Here is a 21,258-nt window from a genome sequence, read left to right on the forward strand (position 1 = left end):
TTTCCCCTAAAAATTTCCCTATCATTTGCAAAAATCCGTTAAAATCTAACCGCTTGTTATTATTTAGAGAAAACCAATGTTAAACCAAGTTTCAAACAGTTTGCTGTTACCTAGCGGACTTCAATTATCCGATCTGACGAAAGTGTTGGATCATTTTTCTAGCCGTCAAATCGACTATGCTGATCTCTATTTTCAATTTAGCCAAGATGAGAGTTGGTCGTTAGAAGATAGCATTATCAAAGAAGGCGGTTTTTATATCGACCGTGGTGTCGGCGTGCGTGCGGTGTCAGGGGAAAAAACGGGCTTTGCTTATGCCGATCAAATCTCGCTCAGCCAGCTTGAGCAGTGTGCAATGGCAGCTCGTAGTATTACGCAAGAAAGCGGTCGGTTGTTGGTAAAACCTTTCAAAGAAACGACCGCTATCAAACGTTATGCCTCGATCAATCCCCTTGATACCTTAAGCCGTGAGCAGAAAGTTGAACTATTACACTTAGTCGATAAAGTGGCGAGAGCTGAAGATCCCCGTGTCATTCAAGTGAACGCAAATCTGTCCGCCGTATATGAAGAAATGTTAGTGTCTGCAACGGACAGCACTTTAGCAGCGGATATTCGCCCGTTAGTGCGTTTATCTATTTCGGTATTAGTAGAACAGAACGGTAAACGTGAGCGAGGCAGTGCAGGGGCTGGTGGACGCTTTGGCTTGGAATGGTTCTTAGCACCACACTATACAGGCGACAGTCGTGCCGTCTATCTTGCTAAAGAAGCCGTACGACAAGCGGTTGTGAATTTAGGTGCGGTCGCTGCACCTGCTGGCTCAATGCCGATTGTGCTTGGGGCTGGCTGGCCAGGGATTTTACTGCACGAAGCGGTCGGACACGGTTTAGAAGGCGATTTTAACCGCAAAGAATCATCAATGTTCACAAACAGAATCGGCGAACTTGTGACATCACCACTTTGTACCATTGTCGATGACGGTACTGTGCCAAATATGCGAGGTTCGATTACCGTTGATGATGAAGGTGTACCTTCACAACGTAATGTATTGATTGAAAACGGGATTTTAAAAGGCTATATGCAAGATAAGCTCAATGCTCGTTTAATGGGCGTTGCCCCAACAGGTAACGGTCGCCGTGAGTCTTATGCCCACTTACCAATGCCCCGTATGACCAACACCTATATGACAGAAGGCAATCACGAGTTCGACGAAATGATTGAATCTGTGGACTTTGGTTTATACGCTCCCCATTTCAGCGGCGGACAAGTGGACATTACCTCAGGCAAATTCGTATTCTCAACGTCCGAAGCCTATTTAATCGAAAAAGGCAAAATCACCAAACCAGCCACAGGGGCAACCTTAATTGGCAGCGGTATCGAAGCAATGCAACAGGTGTCAATGGTTGGCAAAAAAATGGAACTGGATTTAGGTATAGGCACTTGTGGTAAAGAAGGGCAATCTGTACCTGTTGGCGTTGGGCAACCTACGGTGAAGTTGGATAAGATTACTGTGGGGGGAAGGGGTTAGATGTGCTTTATTTTTGCTTACTAGTTGAAATTATCACAGATTGAATTTATGGTATTTTTTTAGAATGATTCTAAAAATAGATGACAAGGTTATAGTGCAAAGTAATAACGTACTTGAAAATCCTTGTAACACTCAAAAAATAATAAGATTCACAAGAAATTTGTGAAAAGATCGTGGCAACACCAGCAGAAAATGTTAGAATTGCACGCTTTATAATTGAATATTCACTTTTGTAATAAATTTTAGGTTGTATATGGCTAAAGAAATTCAAAACATAACCCTGGATAAAGTAGAAAAGGGTGTTAAAAGTAAAGGTATAAATAATGTATTATGGGTATTTTCAATTTCATTATTAACAATAGTAGCTATTGGAAATACCTATTTTGCAGAATACTTTTCATTAATTGTTCGTATATTGCTGTTAGTTGTACTATGTGTTGCTGCATTGGGTATTGCTGCAATGACTAACCAAGGTCAGCAATCAATTGGTTTTATCAAAGATTCGCGCCAAGAATTACGTAAAATTATTTGGCCAAATCGCCAAGAAACGACGCAAACAACTTTAATGGTTGTCGCAATGTGCGTTGTAGTGGCATTAGCATTATGGGGTATCGACTCTATTATTGTGTTAATTATTGATTTCCTAACAAATTTGAGATTCTAATATGAGCGAGATTGAAATAGTCGAACAAGAAAAAGATACAAGCAAAATGCGTTGGTTTGTATTACAAGCGTTTTCGGGCTTTGAAGCCCGTGTTGCAATGACTCTTCGTGAGTATATCAAATTGCATAATATGCAAGACCAATTTGGTGAGGTGCTCGTTCCCACAGAAGAGGTGGTTGAGAATGTTGGTGGACGCCGTCGTAAAACAGAACGCAAATTTTTCCCAGGTTATGTGTTAGTTCAAATGGAAATGAATGATGATACGTGGCATCTGGTAAAAAGCGTGCCGCGTGTAATGGGCTTTATCGGAGGTGCTGCGGATAAGCCTGCACCAATTTCTCAGAGTGAAGCAGAGCGTATCCTTAACCGTGTTCAAGAAACGGCGGATAAACCACGTCACAGAACAGAGTTCCACCCAGGTGAAGAAGTTCGTGTTAAAGAAGGTCCTTTTTCAGATTTTACAGGCACTGTGGAAGAGGTGGATTATGAAAAAGGTCGTGTCAAAGTGTCCGTTTCCATTTTTGGCCGAGCAACGCCTGTTGAACTTGAATTTAATCAGGTAGAGAAGCAAAATACTTAATAAATATTATTGCAATAAGTAAAGGAAGCCTATCGCTATTTTTAGCCAAATAGGCGGCATAGTAGACAGGCATGGCATTTTGTCTACTATGCCAAAGTTAAATGTTAAATAAATGTCTTATTTTTCTAATTCTTCTCTGTATATCCTTTTAATTTACAAATTAATTCAAGTATAAGCTCAAATTTATTCCAACCTTCCCGATCTAAAAAATGCCCCCCAGTTGGCAAACGGATATAGTCTGCTTTTAAATGTTTGGCTAAATCATCACTATATTGATGTGGCACAACAGTATCATCAAGCGAAGCGACAACATAAGATTTAAACGGCTGGCAGTCAGGTGAAACTGCATAAACATTAGAGAACGTGGTTAATTCAGGCAAATTGGGTAGAGGTTGATGGAATCCCGATACAAAAACTGCCCCCTTTCGTGCAGAGGGCTATTTCGCAGTTTGCTTGGCGGTACGCAAAAAAGTGTGAGTACGGAAATCGCTCGCCAAGTTGCCCGCCCGCCGTTTTCTTGCCCCGAACATCTGTTTGTATCGGTATACAACGGTTGTGGAGAGTGCAAAATTGCCTGTTTTGTAGGAGCCTTGGGATTGGAAATGTACAAGCGGTAAGAGCAGTTGCTAAATTTGCAATAAATCTTACCGCTTGAACTTATCTAGTGTAATGCTTTCAGCGTAGTAACTAACTGTTGATAACGCTGATATTTTTGTTGATAGGCTTCAAAATGTTCAGGATTTGGTTGCACTTGACGCATTGCTTGTTGCAATAGTTCTGGGGGATTTTCGTCAGCCGCTTCCATTGCCATCATCGCTGCCCCTAAGCAACCTGTTTCTTCAATATTTGGTACTTCTAAGATCACTCCTGTTAAATCCGCCAGCATTTGTAACCAAATTGGCGACTTCGTTGGCCCGCCTGTAACACGGAGTATCTGAGTATTCGGGAAGCGTTGTAGCATTCGGTTGAGATGATGCATTAAGCTGAACAGTACGCCTTCGTAAATGGCTTGGAGTAGATGAGCTTGTGTATGATATGCTTGTATTCCATAAAAACCTGCTTGCATACCTAAACCTGCGTTAGAGCCATAAAGGAATGGGACAAACAGTATAGAGCTAGCGGCAGGCACGAGTTCGGCAATCGTTTGATTAATGTGAGCGTAATCTAAATTCCACTGTTTGATAAACCATTCTAAATTACCCGCTGAAGTTGGGCTGGCTTCGTGGACGATAAATTTGCCCGCTTGTGCATAACGTCCGTAAACAAACGGTAAATCTTGGTTTGGATCGATATGGTCTGTGATACCACTGACAACCGACCAAGTACCGAGTACGGCATTAAGTTTGGTTTCATCATCTAACCCTGCACATAATGCGGTAGAGACGACATCGAATAAGCCGCCGACCACAGGTGTTCCCACCGCTAAACCACAAAAAGCGGAAGCCTTTTCGGTCACATAACCTGCCACTTGATTTGGGGCGATCACAAGCGGTAATTTATCAATGATTTCTTGCAAGCCAAGTATTTCAGCAAGTTGCGGATCGTATTTTCCTTCTGCCATATTGTAGAGATTGGACTCGGAAATATTGGTTTCTTCACAATGTAGTTCACCAGTAAGGCAAAAGCGTAAGTAGTCGTGTGACATTAATACAGAACCGATTTGTGCATAACGTTCTGGTTCGTGTTCTTTTATCCAACGTAAAATGGAAACGGGGTGCCCTGTCCATAAGGTTTGGCGGGTGATTGGGTAGAGTTTTTCTGGTATGCCTTCTTTTTGCCACTGTTTAACGATGTCGATAGAACGTTGGTCGGAAGATAAGATCGCTCTACCTAGTGGTTGTTTATTTTTATCCAGTAAAAACGCACCTTTTCCTTGAGCTGAAATGCCTACTCCTTTGATTGCGCTTGGCTCTACACCACTTTTTTTCAAGTGTTTGGCGAATAACATTAGCACAGACCTGCCAAAGTTGAGCCATATCCCTTTCTGCATAACCTGCTTTTTCGCTGATGACTGCCACATTTTCACGAGCAAGTCCGCAGATTTGTCCGTGACGATCAAACAGTGCTGCTTTAATAAAAGTGCCACCACAATCAATGCCTAAGTAGTAGTTCATTTGAGTTCCTTTTTATTTCTGTATTAGCAAATCCCCCTTTTGGGAAAAAGGGGGATAGAGAAGGTGTATTATTTCGCTAACCCATCAATTTTTTCAACTAATTCACTGCCGTTTTTCTCAATAAAGGCTTTGCGAACATTTGCTTCAATGATGGCTTTAAACGGTTTGTTATCTACTTCTTCAATCACTTGAATACCCGCTTTTTGTAATTTAGCGATGATCTCTTTTTCATTCTCTAAGTTAAGCTGGCGTTGATAGTTGCCTGCTTCTTTGGCAGCATCAAGAATTGCTTGTTGTAATTCTGGTGAGAAACTGTCGAATTTCGCTTTGTTCATTACAACAATTAATGGAGTATAACCGTGATTGGTTAAACTTAAATGTTTTTGTACTTCGTAAAGTTTAGCCGACCAGAAAATACCGATTGGGTGTTCTTGTGCATCTACTGCTCGTGTTTCAAGCGCAGTATAAAGTTCAGAAAGTGGCATTGGCACAGGATTTGCACCAAGTAGGCTAAATGCCTGAATATACATTGGGTTTTGGTTAGTACGGACTTTTAACCCCTTGATATCTTCAGGTGATTTAACTGGGTGTTTTGAGTTAGTAAATGAGCGGAACCCGACTTCCCAGAAAGCTAAGCCTTTTAATCCTTGTGCTTCTAAATCTTTTAATAAACCTTGACCGATTTCGCTGTTTTTTAGCAGTTAAGTTACCGATGGCTTGATGTGCGTCCCATTGTTCAATTGCCCCTAACGAAAGCACTTTGGTTGGCACTGCATCAGGAATAACATCGCCCTTTTCTAACTGTTGAATAAAACGAGGAAAACGGTTTACACCGTGAGAATAAACACCCGCTTGGGTAGTGTCAGCAAACATTGTGGCACACTCTTCTGCAATCTCTTCACGAACATTGCGGGCAAGTAGCACACGTTTAAATTCGGCTTTAAGCTCTTGATATGATACTTTCATTAGTAACCCCTTTGTTTCATATATCAAAATGATATTTCATAAATTAAACCTAAACAGATTAAAAGTCAATCAAACCATAAAAATAAAAACCATTTAAAATCAATATGTTATTTGTAAATTTTTAGTTTTGTGAGCAAGATCTCATTTTTATGGGATTGCATTCCAAAATATGAAACAGAAAAATATGCTATGATAGGAGGTATAAAATGAAATAGGAGAACAGAATGGCAGAGGAAAAAAGTGGTGGAAATCAAAGCCTTATTCGTGGTTTACGTTTAATGGATATTTTAAGTAACTTTCCAAATGGTTGCCCACTAGCGAAATTGGCTGAAATTTCAGAACTTAACAAAAGTACCGTACACCGTTTACTGCAAGGGTTACAAAACGAGGGGTATGTGAAAGCAGCAAGTTCTGTTGGTAGCTATCGTTTAACAACAAAATGTCTAAGTTTAGGGCAGAAAACCCTTGCTTCAATGAATATTATTCATTTAGCTTCCCCGCATTTAGAACGATTAAATCTTGCCTTAGGTGAAACCGTCAATTTTTCAAAGCGAGAAGACGATCACGCGATTATGATTTACAAGCTCGAGCCAACATTGGGTATGATGAAAACGCGTGCCTATATTGGGCAACATTTGCCACTTTATTGTTCTGCAATGGGTAAACTTTATCTTGCTTATGAAGAAAATAAAGAATATTTAGATCGTTATTGGCAGGCACATAGCGGTCAGATTGAGCAGAGAACTTGCAAAACCATTACGGACATTCAAGCTATGCGTCAAGAACTCAACGATATTCTTAAATCTGGTTTTGCAATGGATAGGGAAGAAAATGAACTTGGCGTGTGCTGCCTCGCTGTACCTGTATTTAATCACCTTGGCAGAGTGGAATATGCCATTTCAGTTTCAACTTCTATTCATCGTTTGAATGAATATACGATGGGGGATTTTATACGCGAGGTACAACAAACTGCACAAGCTATTTCGCAGGAGTTAGGGTGGAAGGAAATTTAATCTTACCAATGACTTACTATGTCTAATCTAAAGTAATTTAGAATATAAAGTATAGATTGGTGGCTAAGGAAGTGATTTACTATAAGCAGTAAACTATTATTTATGGTTATATGCTAATATAGATATCTGGCATAGTAGACGAAATAGTTGCTAATGTTTATTTTCTTTAAATATTAGCAACTCTTTTTATTTAAAAAATTATTTATAAACAACGTGTTATAGGTTTCGTTAACCCCTTGTGATTATTTGATTTCCACTTAAGTTTTCTAAATAATCCCTCTAAGTGATTTATTGTCTTTTCTATATTTAATTCAGAATATTTCTCATAGGTAAAAATAAAATCTATATAACGCTTTAAACTGGTATAAGTACTTCTTACATTACGATATTTATAAGGAATGTTGATAGGTTTGTTTTCCAGATGTGTAATCAGTCCAAATTTTTATTGGATCTAATTTATTCTTAAGGGAAAATGTTTTATGACACTTATGACAAAAATATCGTTGAATATTATTTGATGTCCTATGTTTTTTTATTTTCAGGCTTTGGCAAAATGGGCAGTTTTTTGTTCATGTTTCAAAAAGAGGGCTTAAAGCCTTGTACTATCGATATTATGTAGCAGTTGCTACATAAATTTTCCTACTATGTCGTTTATTAGCTCCAATACGTTACCCTTCCAAAACACCCACCATAAACTCCGCAATCTGCTCCACATTATTAATATCCAACAGATTTTCTCTTTCCAACGGATAATCCGTTGCGGTGGCAAGGGTGAAAGGATCTAACTCAGGTAAGGGTTTATCCATCTCTTTTCGGTGTAGCTGAATTTTCGGCAAGGTTTCGTGTTTGAAGCCTTCGACTAAAATCAGATCGACATTTTGTGTTTCCATCTGTTTTACCAGTACATTAAAAGACGCGAGAGTATTCGTTTCCACCATCATCGCCCAACGCTGTTCACACACAATCATTGTCGGATTTGCCCCTGCTAAACGTAGGCGATGGCTGTCTTTTCCTGCTTTATCGACATCGACATTATGATGAGAGTGCTTAATTAAACCTACTTTTATCCCTTTTTGATTTAACTGGGGAATGAGCTTTTCAAGTAAAGTGGTTTTGCCTGTGCCACTATAACCTGTCACTGCAAGCAACGGAACGCCCCCCTCTGTCCTGCGGAAATCTCCCCCCGCAAGCGGAGGGAGGGAATACGGAAGAAAATCTTCTGGGGTATTAAAATTGTTAAACGCCTGTTTTTGTTCGGAAAAATCAACGGCAATACTGCGTTGGCTTTGGAAAAACTGAAATAGACGGCGTTCGCCATTATTCAGGTAATCTTGTAATGCAGGTACGACAGAACGATGGATTAAAGCAAAAGTCGGGTGTGGGCGTTCACCGTCGTGGGCAAAGGCAATTTGAGCATTGTTGATCTGTAAGGCTGTACTTAGTTTTACGGCAAGATTTTCAGGTAAAAATGGGCTATCGCAAGGGACAAATAGCAAATATTCACTATCAATTTGCTCAAAGCCAGCTAACATACCGCTTAATGCCCCTTGAAAGCCTTCAAGACAATCGGCATAAAGCGGAATATCAGGATAGTGTTGCTGATACTGCGCTTGCAAGCGGTTCACATTCAACCAGATTTTGCAAATTTGTGGGGATAATCTTTCCAAAATATGAGAAATCAGAGGTTTACCTTGTAGAAGTTGCAATCCTTTTTGTACCCCATTCAAACGACGAGCAAGCCCCCCCGCTAAAATTACCCCTTGAATTTGATTAAATTGCATTTATTTTCCCCTTGTTTTTGCAAAATTGACCTTAAAAGTATATGATCCTGCCTAGTTTTTTCCAAATTTTTTAAGGATTTTCTGATGAAATGTAAACGTTTAGACGAAGTGTTAGAGCTATTAGGTGAACATTGGCGTAAAGAACCCGATCTTCACTTACTTGATTTATTACACAAACTTGCTGAAGAAGTTGGCAAACCGAATGATTTAGATGCACTGCGTGATGAAGTGTTAATTTATCAACTCAAAATGAGTGAAAAAGATAAAACCGAAGTGATCCCTGGTATCAAAAAAGATTATGAAGAAGATTTTAAAACCGCTTTATTAAAAGCGCGTGGAATTTTAAATGATTAATGTTGTCGTAGGATCGACTTTTTTAACTCGAGGAATTTATGAAGAAATTTGCTTTAAAAACCGTATTCATTGCCCTTTCTGCATTAGGGGCTTTTTCAACAACCGCAATGGCACAAGATCCTGTTGCAAATAAAGAGTATCTCGAAGTTCGCCAAGTGCCTTCGGCTCAAAAAGAGGTGTTAGAATTTTTCTCTTTCTATTGCCCACACTGCTATGATTTTGAATTGAATTACAAAATTCCAAGTAAAGTCAAAGCAGGTTTACCTGAAGGGGCTGTGTTAAAACAGTACCACGTTGATTTTTTAGGTCGTCAATCGACAGAATTAACACGAGCGTGGGCATTAGCAATGGCATTAGGCGCGGAAGATAAGGTGAAAACCCCATTATTTGAAGCGGCACAAAAAGATGCAATTAAATCAATGGACGACATTCGTGCGATTTTCTTAGCAAATGGCATTACCGCAGAACAATTTGACGGCGGCATTAATAGCTTTGCGGTGAATGGTTTAGTGACAAAACAAACTCAAGCTGCTGAAGAGTTTAAAGTGCGTGGCGTGCCAGCATTTTTTGTGAATGAACAATATCAGCTAAATCCAGAGGGTTTCTCCGACTCAGGCTCAACCAACGAATTTGTTCAACGTTATATTGATGCGATTTTATTTTTAGTGAAAAAATAGAGTGTATTTGCAAAACAAGCGTTCAGTCTGACCGCTTGTTTTTATCTCACCCAATCGGCTAACCATAACCGAATTTTAATCCCCCAATAGGTTGAGAAGCCAGTAGTGTGGCTAATCATTTTGCCATCTTTTACAATAATTAATGTCGGAGTCGCTTGAATATCCCAACTTTTTGAAAATGTTCCTATTGGATCATTGATAGTCACAAAATGATATTGATGAGTTTTCATATACTGTTTTACTTCATCATCACTTCCCGATTTGAGAGCAATACTTAAAACATTGGCGCCATCTAGTACAAGCTGAGAAATAGATGGGGAGGTATATTCACAAAATTTGCACCAACTGCCCCAAAAATAGAGTAACAGTGATTTTTGGTGGCTTAGTTGTGCAATAATTTGAGGATTTTTCTCCAAATCATATAAAACTTGTTCTGCAAATTGATGAGAGGGATTGGGTCTACGAAACCAATCTGCTGCAGTGTTGATCAATACAAATAAACTCACAAATAACAAAATATTTTTCATAGAACAGTTGATAATGCCATGCTTTTTCATTTTATTTCTTACCATCAGTATAAGCTGCAGCTCCTCTAGCTAGCATTCTTAATTGTGTAATTACACGTTGTTTTAATTTTTCTCGTTCTTGACTATTTAAGTCTAAAGCATGGGAACCTGCTGTGAAAACGAGAGTAACAAGTCCTTCAGATTGAATATAAGCTAGTTCCTGAGTTATTGCGTGATCTCTTTGTTGAATATATTCTGCGAGTTCTGCTACAAAATGCTGTATTTCACGTGACGTGGCAGTTCTAAATTCTTGCGAGGTTCCTGATCGTTCTCTCAGCAAAAGACGAAACATATTAGGGCGGTCTTCAATAAGTTCAAAAAAGGTTTCTACGGAGATAGCAATAACACTCCCCCCTTTTTCTAATCTTTTTCTAGCCTGGCGCATTAATTGACGTAAGATTAACCCTGATTCGTCTACCATTGCTAACCCCAATTCATCCATATCTTTAAAGTGTCGGTAAAAAGACGTGGGTGCAATGCCCGCTTCACGGGCAACTTCACGTAGACTTAAATTTGAAAAACTTTTGTCTGCAGTTAGCTGGTTAAATGCAGCATCAACTAATGCACGGCGAGTTTTCTCTTTTTGGATTGCTCTGATTCCACTACTCATTATTGAATCTCTGACATTATTTTTTGAATCTCTTTTGCAAGGCGTTCATATCGCAACCGTAACGGGGAGCCGGGGCGATAGATTAACCCAATTGTTCTATATGGTTCAGGATTATTAAAATGAATATAGTGTAAATTATCTGTTTTTCCAATTTTAGCTGCTAGTTCAGGGATAAACGCAATTCCTACATCTGCGGCAACCATATTACGTAATGTTTCTAAACTATTTGCTTTAAAGTGGCTGTTCTCTTTTGCTCCGATTGATAAGCAATAGTCCATCAACTGTGTTCGTAGACAATGTCCTCCATCTAGCATCAACATTTCTTGATCGCGTAATTTTGATAAGTCTATTGAGGTTGTTGTTGCCCATTTATGCTGATTGGATACTGCAAGTAGCATTTTTTCATTAAAAATAGGTATTTCGATAAATGGCGCGCTTTCTTTGTCAAAAGCTAAAATAACGCAATCTAGTTGTCCCGACTCAAGTTGTTCCACAAGTAATGATGTTTGTAGTTCATAAATATAAAGCTCTAATCTAGGGAAAAGTTGTTTTAGTTGAGGAAAAATTATCGGTGAAATATAAGGTCCTAATGTTGGAATGATACCAATATGTAAGGGGCCAGACATTACTTTACCTTGGTTGCTTGCCATTTCTCTAAGAATCTTCACTTCTCTTAACACAGTTTTTGCTTGTTCAACTAAGGTAAGCCCTGATTGGGTAAAGAGTACTTTCCGGCTAGTTCTTTCCAATAGCACAGTTCCGAGCTCATCTTCTAACTTACGAATCTGCCCACTCAGTGTGGGCTGGCTTACATTACAAGCATCAGCTGCTTTACGAAAATGTTTAAAATCAGCTAAAGCGATTAGATATTCTAGATCTCGGATATTCATATAATATTAGTCCCCATTAAATCAATAATTAAATTATGCCATATTTGATGACAAAATATTAATGTTTTAAATATACCATAGAGCATAACATCAAATTACGCTATCTAAATAATATTTACCAGCCTAATAACGAACACCCTGCAAGATCAACATATAACCAGCAATCACCAACAAAATACCGCTTAACAGCCTTTGCATTGTAAGCGGTTTTAAAATCCCTCTCAGCTTCATTGAAAAGAAACTGGTTAAAAATGAACATAGCACCACAATAGACACAACGGTAAAATTCACATATCCCACTTGCCAAGAGTTTTCTAAATAGACTGGTGGAATTTTGCTTAGATAACCGTATAAGTTTCCTAATCCACCAATAATCATCATATAGTTGCTATAAGCGGCGATTTGATGTGGTTTGACGCTTGGTAACAAACTAATAAGAGGTGCCATAATTGAGCCACCGCCAATACCTGTAATTCCTGCGACACTTCCACCAAATAAGCACACTGAAATTCCCTTAATGTTCTCTTTTAACGAGCTACAAGCGGTGGAATTCTCAGATTTTTTTGCGAGAATAAGACATAATGCAAGGACAACAAGTGTAGTCACAAACACTGCAACAATTGCCCAATTTGGAATGAAAAAACTGATTTCAAACCCAAGCTGAACGCCGATAATCATTCCAATTGACCACAGCAACAGAGATTTCATTTTGACAGGAACACGTTGTTTATAGAAATAGACTAAATTGATTGCCGCTGTTCCCATTACTGTCATTAAAGAGGTCGCCGCAACCATTTGTAACGAAAATTCAGGAAACAGCGTGTGTAAAATCGGCACCATTAGCACACCGCCGCCGATCCCAAACAGTGCTGACATTAAATTAGTCAGTATGCCACAGGCGATTAAAATCAAAATTGTGGTTATTGTCATAAATTCCCCCTAATATAGAGGTGTTGAAAGTCCTACAGCTTCTATTATGAAAGTGAAATCTGCTATCCCATTATGATCGTCCTCATATTTTTCCGAGTGAAATTTCATTATTTTCTAAATTTGTGAGCAAGATCACTTTACAGTTATGACAATTATCATAATTTATTTACATCTAACGAGATTATGCTAAAGCTGTTCTAAATTTCTAGAATAGCAACTTCATAAACTTTATCTGAAACTAAGGAGGACTATATGTTTCTTACGATAGTCAGTTTTATCATCGTAACCGCTGCAGTCGGTTTAATCTCTTGGTATAAAACCAAAGATGATGATTTAAGCACCTCAAAAGGTTATTTCCTTGCAGGGCGTGGATTGAGTGGTGCAGTCATCGGCTGCTCAATGGTATTAACCTCACTTTCAACGGAACAGTTAATCGGGATCAATGCAAACTCTTATGCAGGTAACTTCTCGATTATGGCGTGGACGGTACAATCTGTTATCCCACTCTGTTTCCTTGCATTATATCTGTTACCAAAATATATCCGTAACGGTTACACCACTATTCCAGAGTTCTTTGAAGCACGTTTTGACAGACAAACTCGTTTGATTATGTCCACGCTCTTCTTGTTCTTCTATCTTTTCATTGCTATTCCAACCGCACTTTATACAGGGGCGATTGCATTTAATAAAATCTTCAGCCTACAAGAAGTGTTTAATCTCAGCTATGGCGAAGCGATTACTTACACCGTAATTGCAATCGGTATCATCGGTGCAATTTACGCGATTTTCGGTGGTTTGAAAGCCGTTGCCGTATCGGATACTTGGAATGCGGTGATCTTAGTGATCGGTGCTTTACTTGTGCCTATCTTTGCCCTTGCTTATTTAGGTAACGGTAGCATTTCAGAAGGTTTACACATTATCAGCACAACCCACGTTGAAAAATTCAATGCTATCGGTAGTGCCACAGACGCTGTGCCTTGGCCAGCTATCTTCACGGGTATCTTAATCGTCAACTTCTTCTACTGGACAACAAACCAAGCGATAGTACAACGTGCGTTAGGGGCAAGAGATTTAAAAGCGGGTCAAAAAGGGATTTTAATTGCAGCACTTTTCCTCTTGTTGCTACCGTTAATCCTTAACTTACCGGGTTTATTGAGCTATCACATTCTGGGCGAAGGCTTAAAACCGATTGATGCCTCATACCCAAGTTTAGTCAATAAAGTGTTACCGACTTGGTTACAAGGATTCTTTGTGGCTGCATTATTCGGAGCGATTTTAAGTACCTTCAACTCATTCTTAAATTCAGCGGCAACCATCTACTGTAACGACTTATTGCCTGCGATTACCAAAGTAAAACGCAGCGATGAAGAACTTATTGCCTATGCGAAAAAAATCGGTACCGTAATGGCGATCATCACAATGATTGTTGCACCGTTATTAATGTTCGGTACAGACGGTATCTTCTTGTTTACTCGCCGTTTTGCAGGCTTCTTTAACATTCCTATCGTGGCACTCTTTGCCGTTGGATTGTTCAACCGCTATGTATCAGGTTTAGCGGCTCGTATTACCCTATTAGCTCACGTTGTACTTTACTTCACTTTAGTGTGGGTGATTAATGTCAAAGTGAATTTCGTGTATGTAATGGGTTCACTCTTTGTCTTTGATGTGGCGTTAATGCTTATCTTAGGTCAATTCTTAAAACGTGCGACCCCATACGAAGATAACCAAATCAACCATTCAAACGTGGACTTAACCCACTGGGAATATGCAAGAACAGCTGTGGCTTCATTAGTGTTAGGCTTAATTACCTTACACTTGGTGTTATCACCACTTGGTTTAGCTTCCGCAGAAGGTAATGCGACAATGATTATGGGCGTATGGGCTGTGGTGCAAGTGCTTATCCTGATTTTCTTCGGTAAAAAGAAAGTGGTAGATAAAGCGTAGCCCCCCTTCCGCCTTCGGCACCTTCCCCCGTAAACGGGGGAAGGAAATTCAAAAATGGATATTGCTATGAACAACATCGTTTACATTCTTTTAGACCAAGTCCGCAAAGATATGCTTGGTCCTTACGGACACCAAATTGTCAAAACCCCTAACCTTGACAGACTTGCAGCAGACGGTATTCGTTTCAATAATGCCTTTACGCCTGCTTCTGTGTGTGGACCTGCTCGAACATCATTGTTTACAGGCTTAATGCCATCTAGTCACGGGATTATTAAAAACGGTGAAAAAGGTGGCACAGGGGAAATCAGCCAACAAGCACCGAACATCTGTAATTTAGAAGGATACAACTCTTATGTCGTAGGAAAATGGCACGTTGGCACAAAATCTGTTCCTGAAGATTATGGAATTAAAGGACACAATTTTGATGGCTACGGTTACCCAGGTAGCCAAGTCTATAAAAATCTAGTGTTCAACCAACCGCCGACACACTCTAACCGTTATCGTGAATGGCTAGAAGAAAAAGGCTATGAAATCCCCGAAGTTAGCCGAGCTTACTTTGGCGATAACCCACATTTACGTGTACAAGAATTGTGCGGTTTACTTTCTGGTACAAAAGAAGAAACCATTGAATACTTCATCATTGACGAAGCGAAAAAATATATCCGCGAGTCGCTGGCTGAAGGCAAACCGTTCTTCACTTGGATTAACTTCTGGGGGCCACATACCCCTTGTATCGTGCCTGAGCCTTACTACTCAATGTACGATCCAAAAGATGTTGTGCTAGATGAAAGTTTCTTCAAACCGCTTGAAGGCAAACCAGGGCATTTCCGCACCATCTCAAAAATGTGGGGAATGTGGGAAGCCAGCGAAGAGAGTTGGAAAGAAGTGATCACGAAATTCTGGGGCTACATTACCTTAATCGATGATGCCATCGGTGAGCTGTTTACCTTCTTGGAAGAAAACGGCTTATACGAAAACACCTTCCTCGTTGCCACAGCGGATCACGGTGATGCAATGGGTGCACATCGTATGATTGAAAAAGGTGAGTTTATGTTTGAAACCACCTACAACGTCCCACTGATCATCAAAGACCCACAATCTAACCGTATCAATGAAGTTGATGACAATCTCGTCTATCTTCACGACCTCACCTCAACGGTCTATGATGTCGCAGGACAGGAAGTTCCGCCAGAGTTCCAAGGGGAAACCATTTTACCGATCACCAGAGAAAACAAAGAGAACGACCGCAAAGGCTTGCTCTGCCAACTTGCAGGACACTTTGTTTACTTTGAACAGCGTATGTGGCGACGTAAAGATTACAAACTGGTCTTCAACGCCACGGATTTGTGCGAACTTTATGATGTCCGCAAAGATCCTGAGGAAATGCACAATCTCTTCTATGATGACGCTTACAAAGCAATCAAAAAAGAGATGCTCGAAGAGATGCGTTTGGAAATGAAACGTCTGAACGACCCGCTTGAGAATTGGGTGTATCGGATTATTGATGAAATTTAAGGCCATTAAGGGGTTAACCTGATAGATATAATAAATAGTTTTACTCTGGTTAACCTCTTAGATATTTTACAGTATTATTTTACAGCCAACTCCGCTCTCATCTGATCAATCACAGCTTTATAATCTGGTTGATCGAAAATCGCAGAGCCTGCAACGAACATATCTGCCCCTGCTTCTGCAATTTCAGCAATGTTATTGACTTTCACACCGCCATCAACTTCCAAGCGAATGTTAAATCCACTGGCATCAATTCTGCGACGAGCTTCACGCAATTTATTCAAGGTAGATGGTAAGAATGCTTGTCCGCCAAAACCTGGATTTACCGACATCAATAAGATCACATCGACTTTATCCATCACATAGTCCAAGTAGCTTAATGGTGTTGCAGGATTAAATACTAAGCCTGATTTACAGCCGTGTTCACGGATAAGTTGTAATGAACGGTCAATATGCTCTGTTGCTTCTGGGTGGAAAGTGATGATGTCTGCCCCTGCTTTTGCAAAATCAGGGATTAAGCGATCAACAGGTTTTGCCATTAAATGTACATCAATCAGGCAAGTAATGCCGTAATCCCGTAGGGCTTTACAAATTGCAGGTCCGAAGGTTAAATTCGGCACATAGTGGTTGTCCATTACATCAAAATGAATTAAATCCGCCCCTGCTTTTAATACTTCTGCCACATCATCGCCTAAACGAGCAAGATCCGCAGATAAAATAGACGGAGCGATTAGATAAGGTTGTTTTGCCATTGTCTGATCTCCTACTTACAAAATAGCAATAGCCTAGCATATTTATCGCGAAGAAACTTAGATCCAGTTCGCAATTTCGTTATTTCCTTTCGTTTAAGTTGAAAAAATTAACAAAGACCATAAAAAAATTATAGCTTTTTTATTTTGTTTCAGGCAAAATAATCCCGTATTTAATTTATGGTTTTAAGTCTGAGTTTTTGACTAGGAGAATATATGAAAAAAGGGATTCACCCTGAAAATTATCGTGAAGTGTTATTTTACGACGGTAGTGTGCAACAAGGCTGGATTATCCGCTCTTGTGCGGCAACCAATAAAACAATGGTATGGGAAGATGGCAAAGAGTATCCGCTTTATCCATTAGATACTTCTTCTGCTTCTCACCCTGTTTATACGGGTAAACGCCGTGAAGCAAATACTGAAGGACGTGCAAGCAAATTCAATGAACGCTTTAAAGGCATTTCGAGCTTAACGAAAAAATAAGAAATAAAAGGGGACAAAATGAAAATTTTAAATTCGCTTAAATCAGCGAAATCACGCCACCCAGATTGCCAAGTGGTTCGTCGTAAGGGCAAATTATATGTGATTTGTAAAACGAACCCTCGCTTTAAGGCAAGACAGCGTTAAGAAAAGCATTATAAAATCAAATATATAGCGGTGAGAATTAAATCATTTTCACCGCTTTTTTATTGATTATTGTCAAATAACATTCATAAAATGTATTTTGTTTGCATTTTTTATGTTTTATAAATGTTACAATCATTAACATCAATAACCTATCCATTGAGTAAACTATTTTTGGCTAATTTTACAGAAACGACTTTACCTCGCCGTAGCTTTTTGCGTGGACATTTTTTGAAATCACTTCAGGACGAAAAAGTGGCTCAGCAAGGGCATCAAGCCGTTCGAGCACCTTGGACTGATCTTGCAAATTTTTTTGATAAATGCACCGCTTGCGATAAGTGTATTGCCGTGTGTGAAACACAAATTTTAGTGAAAGGGGCTGGCGGTTATCCCGAAGTCAATTTTATGAATGGACGGGGGGAATGTACTTTTTGTCAGGCGTGTGTGACTGCGTGTGAAGCTGGTGTGTTTCGTTCAACAGATGAGCGAGCTTGGTTTCATTATGTTGAAATTCAGCAAAGTTGTATGGCGTTTAGCGGTGTGGAATGCCGTAGTTGTGAAGATAGTTGTGAAAGCCGAGCCATTCGTTTTAAGCGACAAGTAGGGCGAGTGGCAATGCCTGAATTAAATGTGGAAAGTTGTAATGGTTGTGGGGCTTGTATGGCAGTTTGTCCGACACAAGCGGTCACTTTGGTGAGAAATGTCCAAAGCCCTCTCCCTCCGAAAGCCTAAAGGCTTTCTCCTCCCTCTCCCGTAAACGGGATAGGGATAAAAGAGAGTAATAATGAGAAATGTATCTGATAAATTGAACTATGACGAAGCGGACAACTGGTATGTTTGTAGCCTTGTAGTTCAAGTGAAACCTGAAAAGTTAGACTTGGTGAAGCAAGCCTTAACTGAGTTACCGAATACGGAAATCCACGGGGTGAAACTTGAAGAGAGTAAGCTCGTGGTTGTTTTGGAGTCCAGTTATCAACCTGATTTGGTTGATCGTATGGAGATGATTAAAGATATTGAAGGGGTTATCGTGGTGTCGCTGATTTATAGCCACCAAGATGAAACACTTTAATTTGGTATTACCTATTATTTTGTGGGGAATTTATGGAACTCAATCGTCGCGATTTTATGAAAGCAAATGCAGCGGCAGCAGCAGCTCTCGCTGCAGGTATTACGTTACCTGTGAAAAATGTGTACGCTAACGACAATAGCATTAAATGGGATAAAGCACCTTGCCGTTTCTGCGGTACGGGTTGTAGCGTACTTGTGGGTACGCAAAATGGGCGTATGGTCGCTTCTCAAGGTGACCCTGATGCAGAAGTAAACCGTGGTTTGAACTGTATTAAAGGTTACTTCCTGCCGAAAATTATGTACGGAAAAGACCGCTTAACCTCGCCAATGTTGCGTATGAAAGACGGTAAATACGACAAAAATGGTGAATTTACCCCTGTTTCTTGGGATCAAGCATTCACCATTATGGCGGAAAAATTCAAGAAAGCGATTAAAGAGCAAGGGCCAAATGGCGTGGGTATGTTCACTTCAGGTCAATCAACGATCTTTGAAGGGGTAGCAAAATCTAAACTGTTTAAAGCAGGCTTGCGTTCAAATAATATCGATCCAAATGCACGTCACTGTATGGCTTCAGCAGCGGTTGCGTTTATGCGTACCTTTGGTATGGACGAACCAATGGGTTGCTATGATGATATTGAAAAAGCCGATGCATTTGTGCTTTGGGGATCAAATATGGCGGAAATGCACCCGATCTTATGGTCGCGTATTTCTGACCGTCGTTTATCTAAACAAGATGCGAAAGTGGCAGTACTCTCTACTTTTGAACACCGTTCTTTTGAACTTGCAGATTTACCTATCGTATTTAAACCACAAGGTGATTTAGCGATTATGAACTATATCGCAAATTACTTAATTCAAAACAATGCGATTGACCAAGACTTTATCCAAAAACACACCAAATTCAAACGTGGTGAAACCGACATCGGTTACGGTTTGCGTGATAACCACCCATTAGAACAAGCAGCGAAAAATGCAAAAACCGCAGGTAAAATGCACGATAGTAGCTTTGAAGAGTTCAAACAGCTTGTTTCTGAATATACCTTAGATAAAGCTCACGAATTATCTGGCGTGCCAAAAGATCAGTTAGAAAGCCTTGCAAAAATGTATGCAGATCCAAACCTAAATATTGTTTCGTTCTGGACAATGGGCTTTAACCAACACGTTCGTGGTGTGTGGGCAAACCATCTTATCTATAACATTCACTTACTCACAGGCAAAATTTCTAAACCAGGTTGCGGACCTTTCTCATTAACAGGTCAGCCATCAGCCTGTGGTACAGCACGTGAAGTAGGAACATTTATTCACCGCTTACCAGCGGATTTAGTGGTGACTAACCCTGAACACGTTAAAACTGCAGAAAAATTATGGAAGTTACCAAACGGCGTTATCCAAACTAAAGTCGGCTTGCACGCCGTGGCACAGGACCGTGCATTAAAAGACGGCAAACTCAATGCTTACTGGGTAATGTGTAACAACAATATGCAATGTGGTCCGAATATTAACCAAGAGCGTATGCCGGGCTGGCGTGATGAACGCAACTTTATTGTGGTATCAGATCCATACCCAACAGTTTCAGCACTTTCTGCAGACCTAATTCTTCCAACAGCAATGTGGGTAGAAAAAGAAGGGGCTTATGGTAACGCAGAGCGTCGTACTCAATTCTGGTTCCAACAAGTGAAAGCACCAGGCGAAGCGAAATCAGACTTATGGCAATTAGTGGAGTTCTCTAAATACTTCACCACAGATGAAATGTGGCCAGCAGAAGTGTTAGCGGCAAACCCTGAGTACAAAGGTAAAACACTATTTGACGTGTTATATCGCAACGGTCAAGTTGATAAATTCCAAGTACCGGCAGATAAAGCAGGCTATATCAATGATGAAGCAGACCACTTCGGTTTCTACTTACAAAAAGGTTTATTTGAAGAGTACGCCGAATTTGGACGTGGTCACGGTCACGATTTAGCGAGCTTTGAAACTTACCACAAAGCACGTGGTTTACGTTGGCCAGTCGTGGACGGTAAAGAGACCTTATGGCGTTACCGTGAAGGCTACGACCCATATGTTCAAGCTGGGGAAGGCGTATCTTTCTACGGCAATAAAGATAAACGTGCAGTGATTTTAGCCGTACCGTATGAACCACCTGCGGAAGCACCAGATGCGGAATATGATTTATGGTTATCAACAGGGCGTGTACTTGAACACTGGCACTCAGGCTCAATGACCCGTCGTGTACCTGAATTACACCGTTCATTCCCGAATAACTTAGTGTGGATGCACCCAACGGACGCTCAAAAACGTGGTTTACGTCACGGCGACAAAGTGAAAGTGATTTCACGCCGTGGTGAGATGATCTCGCATTTAGATACTCGTGGTCGTAACAAAGTGCCTGAAGGCTTAATTTACACCACTTTCTTCGATGCAGGTCAGTTAGCCAATAAATTAACCTTAGATGCAACCGACCCAATCTCAAAAGAAACCGACTTCAAAAAATGTGCGGTTAAGGTTGTGAAGGCTTAGCCAAGAACACTTCCCCCACCTGTGGGGGAAGTGGTTGAGCGAAGCGAAACCGATGGGGGCATAGTTGATATCCCCCATCCCCGCCTGCGGCGGTACTTCCCCCATAAATGGGGGAAGAATATCAGATACCCCGTAGGCGGTTAGATTTGAGCAACAATTTGCAAATAAGGAACAGGC

21 protein-coding genes and 3 pseudogenes are annotated in these 21,258 nt (G+C 40.2%); 13 read left to right on the forward strand and 11 right to left on the reverse strand.

Features of this window, described 5'->3' with window-relative positions:
• The first annotated feature begins 76 nt into the window (after positions 1 to 76).
• The 3 genes from tldD (at position 77) to nusG (ending at position 2,766) form a co-directional block, all read left to right on the forward strand.
• The gene (tldD, locus tag J1G47_RS03545; RefSeq protein ID WP_207326760.1) at positions 77 to 1,522 is read left to right on the forward strand and encodes a metalloprotease TldD; all 1,446 of its coding nucleotides are present in this window, start codon (positions 77 to 79) and stop codon (positions 1,520 to 1,522) included.
• A gap of 253 nt (positions 1,523 to 1,775) precedes the next feature.
• Entirely contained in the window at positions 1,776 to 2,186 is a 411-nt protein-coding gene (gene secE / locus J1G47_RS03550; protein ID WP_112062755.1) for a preprotein translocase subunit SecE, read from the forward strand.
• Between the two features lies 1 nt (position 2,187).
• Positions 2,188 to 2,766 carry a transcription termination/antitermination protein NusG gene (nusG, locus tag J1G47_RS03555; RefSeq protein ID WP_207326761.1) on the forward strand — a complete coding sequence of 193 codons (579 nt, stop codon included), beginning with the start codon at positions 2,188 to 2,190 and terminating at the stop codon, positions 2,764 to 2,766.
• Positions 2,767 to 2,891: 125 nt separating this feature from the next.
• Here nusG and J1G47_RS03560 read toward each other — a convergent pair whose 3' ends face one another.
• The 4 genes and pseudogenes from J1G47_RS03560 to J1G47_RS03575 form a co-directional block, all read right to left on the reverse strand.
• On the reverse strand, positions 2,892 to 3,146 hold the full coding sequence (locus J1G47_RS03560) for an alpha/beta hydrolase (protein WP_005713300.1): 255 nt from the start codon (positions 3,144 to 3,146) through the stop codon (positions 2,892 to 2,894).
• A 281-nt stretch (positions 3,147 to 3,427) separates the two neighbouring features.
• Positions 3,428 to 4,880, reverse strand: a pseudogene (locus tag J1G47_RS03565) (FGGY-family carbohydrate kinase).
• 68 nt (positions 4,881 to 4,948) lie between these two features.
• Positions 4,949 to 5,572 (reverse strand): annotated as a pseudogene (locus J1G47_RS03570) (DctP family TRAP transporter solute-binding subunit); the annotation flags it as partial.
• Positions 5,556 to 5,846 (reverse strand): annotated as a pseudogene (locus J1G47_RS03575) (Ldh family oxidoreductase); the annotation flags it as partial. The pseudogenes J1G47_RS03570 and J1G47_RS03575, both read right to left, overlap by 17 nt.
• A gap of 224 nt (positions 5,847 to 6,070) precedes the next feature.
• Here J1G47_RS03575 and J1G47_RS03580 point away from each other — a divergent pair.
• Entirely contained in the window at positions 6,071 to 6,859 is a 789-nt protein-coding gene (locus J1G47_RS03580; RefSeq protein WP_176443931.1) for an IclR family transcriptional regulator, read from the forward strand.
• Positions 6,860 to 7,248: 389 nt separating this feature from the next.
• Here the strand turns inward: J1G47_RS03580 and J1G47_RS12290 are convergent, their stop codons facing one another.
• Both J1G47_RS12290 and mobA read right to left on the reverse strand, forming a co-directional pair.
• A complete protein-coding gene (locus J1G47_RS12290; RefSeq protein WP_236932878.1) occupies positions 7,249 to 7,401 on the reverse strand; it encodes a hypothetical protein in 153 nt (50 codons plus the stop codon).
• Between the two features lie 126 nt (positions 7,402 to 7,527).
• Positions 7,528 to 8,640 carry a molybdenum cofactor guanylyltransferase MobA gene (gene mobA / locus J1G47_RS03590; protein WP_207326762.1) on the reverse strand — a complete coding sequence of 371 codons (1,113 nt, stop codon included), beginning with the start codon at positions 8,638 to 8,640 and terminating at the stop codon, positions 7,528 to 7,530.
• An 84-nt stretch (positions 8,641 to 8,724) separates the two neighbouring features.
• Here mobA and J1G47_RS03595 point away from each other — a divergent pair, with 84 nt between their 5' ends.
• The gene (locus J1G47_RS03595) at positions 8,725 to 8,994 is read left to right on the forward strand and encodes a DUF1040 family protein (protein WP_010786615.1); all 270 of its coding nucleotides are present in this window, start codon (positions 8,725 to 8,727) and stop codon (positions 8,992 to 8,994) included.
• A 38-nt stretch (positions 8,995 to 9,032) separates the two neighbouring features.
• Complete coding sequence (gene dsbA / locus J1G47_RS03600; protein WP_005713308.1) at positions 9,033 to 9,671, forward strand: thiol:disulfide interchange protein DsbA; 639 nt, start codon at positions 9,033 to 9,035, stop codon at positions 9,669 to 9,671.
• Positions 9,672 to 9,712: 41 nt separating this feature from the next.
• On the opposite strand, the gene J1G47_RS03605 is transcribed toward dsbA, so the two are convergent.
• The 4 genes from J1G47_RS03605 to J1G47_RS03620 all read right to left on the reverse strand — a co-directional run bounded on the left by J1G47_RS03605 (position 9,713) and on the right by J1G47_RS03620 (position 12,667).
• Positions 9,713 to 10,228: a protein disulfide oxidoreductase gene (locus tag J1G47_RS03605; RefSeq protein WP_020457609.1), complete on the reverse strand. Its 516-nt coding sequence runs from the start codon at positions 10,226 to 10,228 to the stop codon at positions 9,713 to 9,715.
• Position 10,229: 1 nt separating this feature from the next.
• Positions 10,230 to 10,850: an HTH-type transcriptional repressor FabR gene (fabR, locus tag J1G47_RS03610; protein ID WP_035499694.1), complete on the reverse strand. Its 621-nt coding sequence runs from the start codon at positions 10,848 to 10,850 to the stop codon at positions 10,230 to 10,232.
• A complete protein-coding gene (gene oxyR / locus J1G47_RS03615; RefSeq protein ID WP_010786612.1) occupies positions 10,847 to 11,737 on the reverse strand; it encodes a DNA-binding transcriptional regulator OxyR in 891 nt (296 codons plus the stop codon). The genes fabR and oxyR overlap by 4 nt, the downstream gene beginning before the upstream one ends.
• A gap of 123 nt (positions 11,738 to 11,860) precedes the next feature.
• A complete protein-coding gene (locus tag J1G47_RS03620; RefSeq protein WP_005713317.1) occupies positions 11,861 to 12,667 on the reverse strand; it encodes a sulfite exporter TauE/SafE family protein in 807 nt (268 codons plus the stop codon).
• Between the two features lie 252 nt (positions 12,668 to 12,919).
• Between J1G47_RS03620 and J1G47_RS03625 the strand changes: the two genes are divergently transcribed.
• On the forward strand, positions 12,920 to 14,611 hold the full coding sequence (locus tag J1G47_RS03625) for a solute:sodium symporter family transporter (RefSeq protein ID WP_005713320.1): 1,692 nt from the start codon (positions 12,920 to 12,922) through the stop codon (positions 14,609 to 14,611).
• Between the two features lie 66 nt (positions 14,612 to 14,677).
• Positions 14,678 to 16,126: a sulfatase-like hydrolase/transferase gene (locus tag J1G47_RS03630; protein WP_015939923.1), complete on the forward strand. Its 1,449-nt coding sequence runs from the start codon at positions 14,678 to 14,680 to the stop codon at positions 16,124 to 16,126.
• Between the two features lie 74 nt (positions 16,127 to 16,200).
• Here J1G47_RS03630 and rpe read toward each other — a convergent pair whose 3' ends face one another.
• Positions 16,201 to 16,875, reverse strand: coding sequence for a ribulose-phosphate 3-epimerase (gene rpe, locus J1G47_RS03635; RefSeq protein ID WP_010786606.1), 675 nt, complete (start codon positions 16,873 to 16,875; stop codon positions 16,201 to 16,203).
• Positions 16,876 to 17,088: 213 nt separating this feature from the next.
• Between rpe and J1G47_RS03640 the strand changes: the two genes are divergently transcribed.
• The 5 genes from J1G47_RS03640 to napA all read left to right on the forward strand — a co-directional run bounded on the left by J1G47_RS03640 (position 17,089) and on the right by napA (position 21,081).
• A complete protein-coding gene (locus tag J1G47_RS03640; protein ID WP_005713327.1) occupies positions 17,089 to 17,355 on the forward strand; it encodes a type B 50S ribosomal protein L31 in 267 nt (88 codons plus the stop codon).
• Positions 17,356 to 17,373: 18 nt separating this feature from the next.
• The gene (gene ykgO, locus J1G47_RS03645) at positions 17,374 to 17,499 is read left to right on the forward strand and encodes a type B 50S ribosomal protein L36 (RefSeq protein ID WP_005713329.1); all 126 of its coding nucleotides are present in this window, start codon (positions 17,374 to 17,376) and stop codon (positions 17,497 to 17,499) included.
• A 171-nt stretch (positions 17,500 to 17,670) separates the two neighbouring features.
• Positions 17,671 to 18,228, forward strand: coding sequence for a ferredoxin-type protein NapF (gene napF / locus J1G47_RS03650; RefSeq protein ID WP_160413265.1), 558 nt, complete (start codon positions 17,671 to 17,673; stop codon positions 18,226 to 18,228).
• A gap of 52 nt (positions 18,229 to 18,280) precedes the next feature.
• Positions 18,281 to 18,565 (forward strand): chaperone NapD, encoded by a 285-nt coding sequence (locus tag J1G47_RS03655; RefSeq protein ID WP_005713334.1) that lies wholly within the window; start codon positions 18,281 to 18,283, stop codon positions 18,563 to 18,565.
• Positions 18,566 to 18,597: 32 nt separating this feature from the next.
• Positions 18,598 to 21,081: a nitrate reductase catalytic subunit NapA gene (gene napA, locus J1G47_RS03660; RefSeq protein WP_160416231.1), complete on the forward strand. Its 2,484-nt coding sequence runs from the start codon at positions 18,598 to 18,600 to the stop codon at positions 21,079 to 21,081.
• Positions 21,082 to 21,258 lie beyond the last annotated feature (177 nt).

Source organism: Glaesserella parasuis (assembly GCF_017352235.1).
In the GTDB taxonomy this organism is placed as follows: Bacteria; Pseudomonadota; Gammaproteobacteria; order Enterobacterales; family Pasteurellaceae; genus Glaesserella; species Glaesserella parasuis.

What these genes read in the sequence shown, in the direction of transcription:
- dsbA (WP_005713308.1), top strand. Translation starts at nt 9,033, where the DNA reads ATGAAGAAATTTGCTTTAAAAACCGTATTCATTGCCCTTTCTGCATTA.
- J1G47_RS03640 (WP_005713327.1), top strand. Translation starts at nt 17,089, where the DNA reads ATGAAAAAAGGGATTCACCCTGAAAATTATCGTGAAGTGTTATTTTAC.
- secE (WP_112062755.1), top strand. Translation starts at nt 1,776, where the DNA reads ATGGCTAAAGAAATTCAAAACATAACCCTGGATAAAGTAGAAAAGGGT.
- J1G47_RS03580 (WP_176443931.1), top strand. Translation starts at nt 6,071, where the DNA reads ATGGCAGAGGAAAAAAGTGGTGGAAATCAAAGCCTTATTCGTGGTTTA.
- J1G47_RS03605 (WP_020457609.1), bottom strand. Translation starts at nt 10,228, where the DNA reads ATGAAAAAGCATGGCATTATCAACTGTTCTATGAAAAATATTTTGTTA.
- J1G47_RS03595 (WP_010786615.1), top strand. Translation starts at nt 8,725, where the DNA reads ATGAAATGTAAACGTTTAGACGAAGTGTTAGAGCTATTAGGTGAACAT.
- J1G47_RS03625 (WP_005713320.1), top strand. Translation starts at nt 12,920, where the DNA reads ATGTTTCTTACGATAGTCAGTTTTATCATCGTAACCGCTGCAGTCGGT.
- J1G47_RS03630 (WP_015939923.1), top strand. Translation starts at nt 14,678, where the DNA reads ATGAACAACATCGTTTACATTCTTTTAGACCAAGTCCGCAAAGATATG.
- napA (WP_160416231.1), top strand. Translation starts at nt 18,598, where the DNA reads ATGGAACTCAATCGTCGCGATTTTATGAAAGCAAATGCAGCGGCAGCA.
- J1G47_RS03620 (WP_005713317.1), bottom strand. Translation starts at nt 12,667, where the DNA reads ATGACAATAACCACAATTTTGATTTTAATCGCCTGTGGCATACTGACT.
- nusG (WP_207326761.1), top strand. Translation starts at nt 2,188, where the DNA reads ATGAGCGAGATTGAAATAGTCGAACAAGAAAAAGATACAAGCAAAATG.
- oxyR (WP_010786612.1), bottom strand. Translation starts at nt 11,737, where the DNA reads ATGAATATCCGAGATCTAGAATATCTAATCGCTTTAGCTGATTTTAAA.
- tldD (WP_207326760.1), top strand. Translation starts at nt 77, where the DNA reads ATGTTAAACCAAGTTTCAAACAGTTTGCTGTTACCTAGCGGACTTCAA.
- rpe (WP_010786606.1), bottom strand. Translation starts at nt 16,875, where the DNA reads ATGGCAAAACAACCTTATCTAATCGCTCCGTCTATTTTATCTGCGGAT.
- J1G47_RS03655 (WP_005713334.1), top strand. Translation starts at nt 18,281, where the DNA reads ATGAGAAATGTATCTGATAAATTGAACTATGACGAAGCGGACAACTGG.
- ykgO (WP_005713329.1), top strand. Translation starts at nt 17,374, where the DNA reads ATGAAAATTTTAAATTCGCTTAAATCAGCGAAATCACGCCACCCAGAT.
- mobA (WP_207326762.1), bottom strand. Translation starts at nt 8,640, where the DNA reads ATGCAATTTAATCAAATTCAAGGGGTAATTTTAGCGGGGGGGCTTGCT.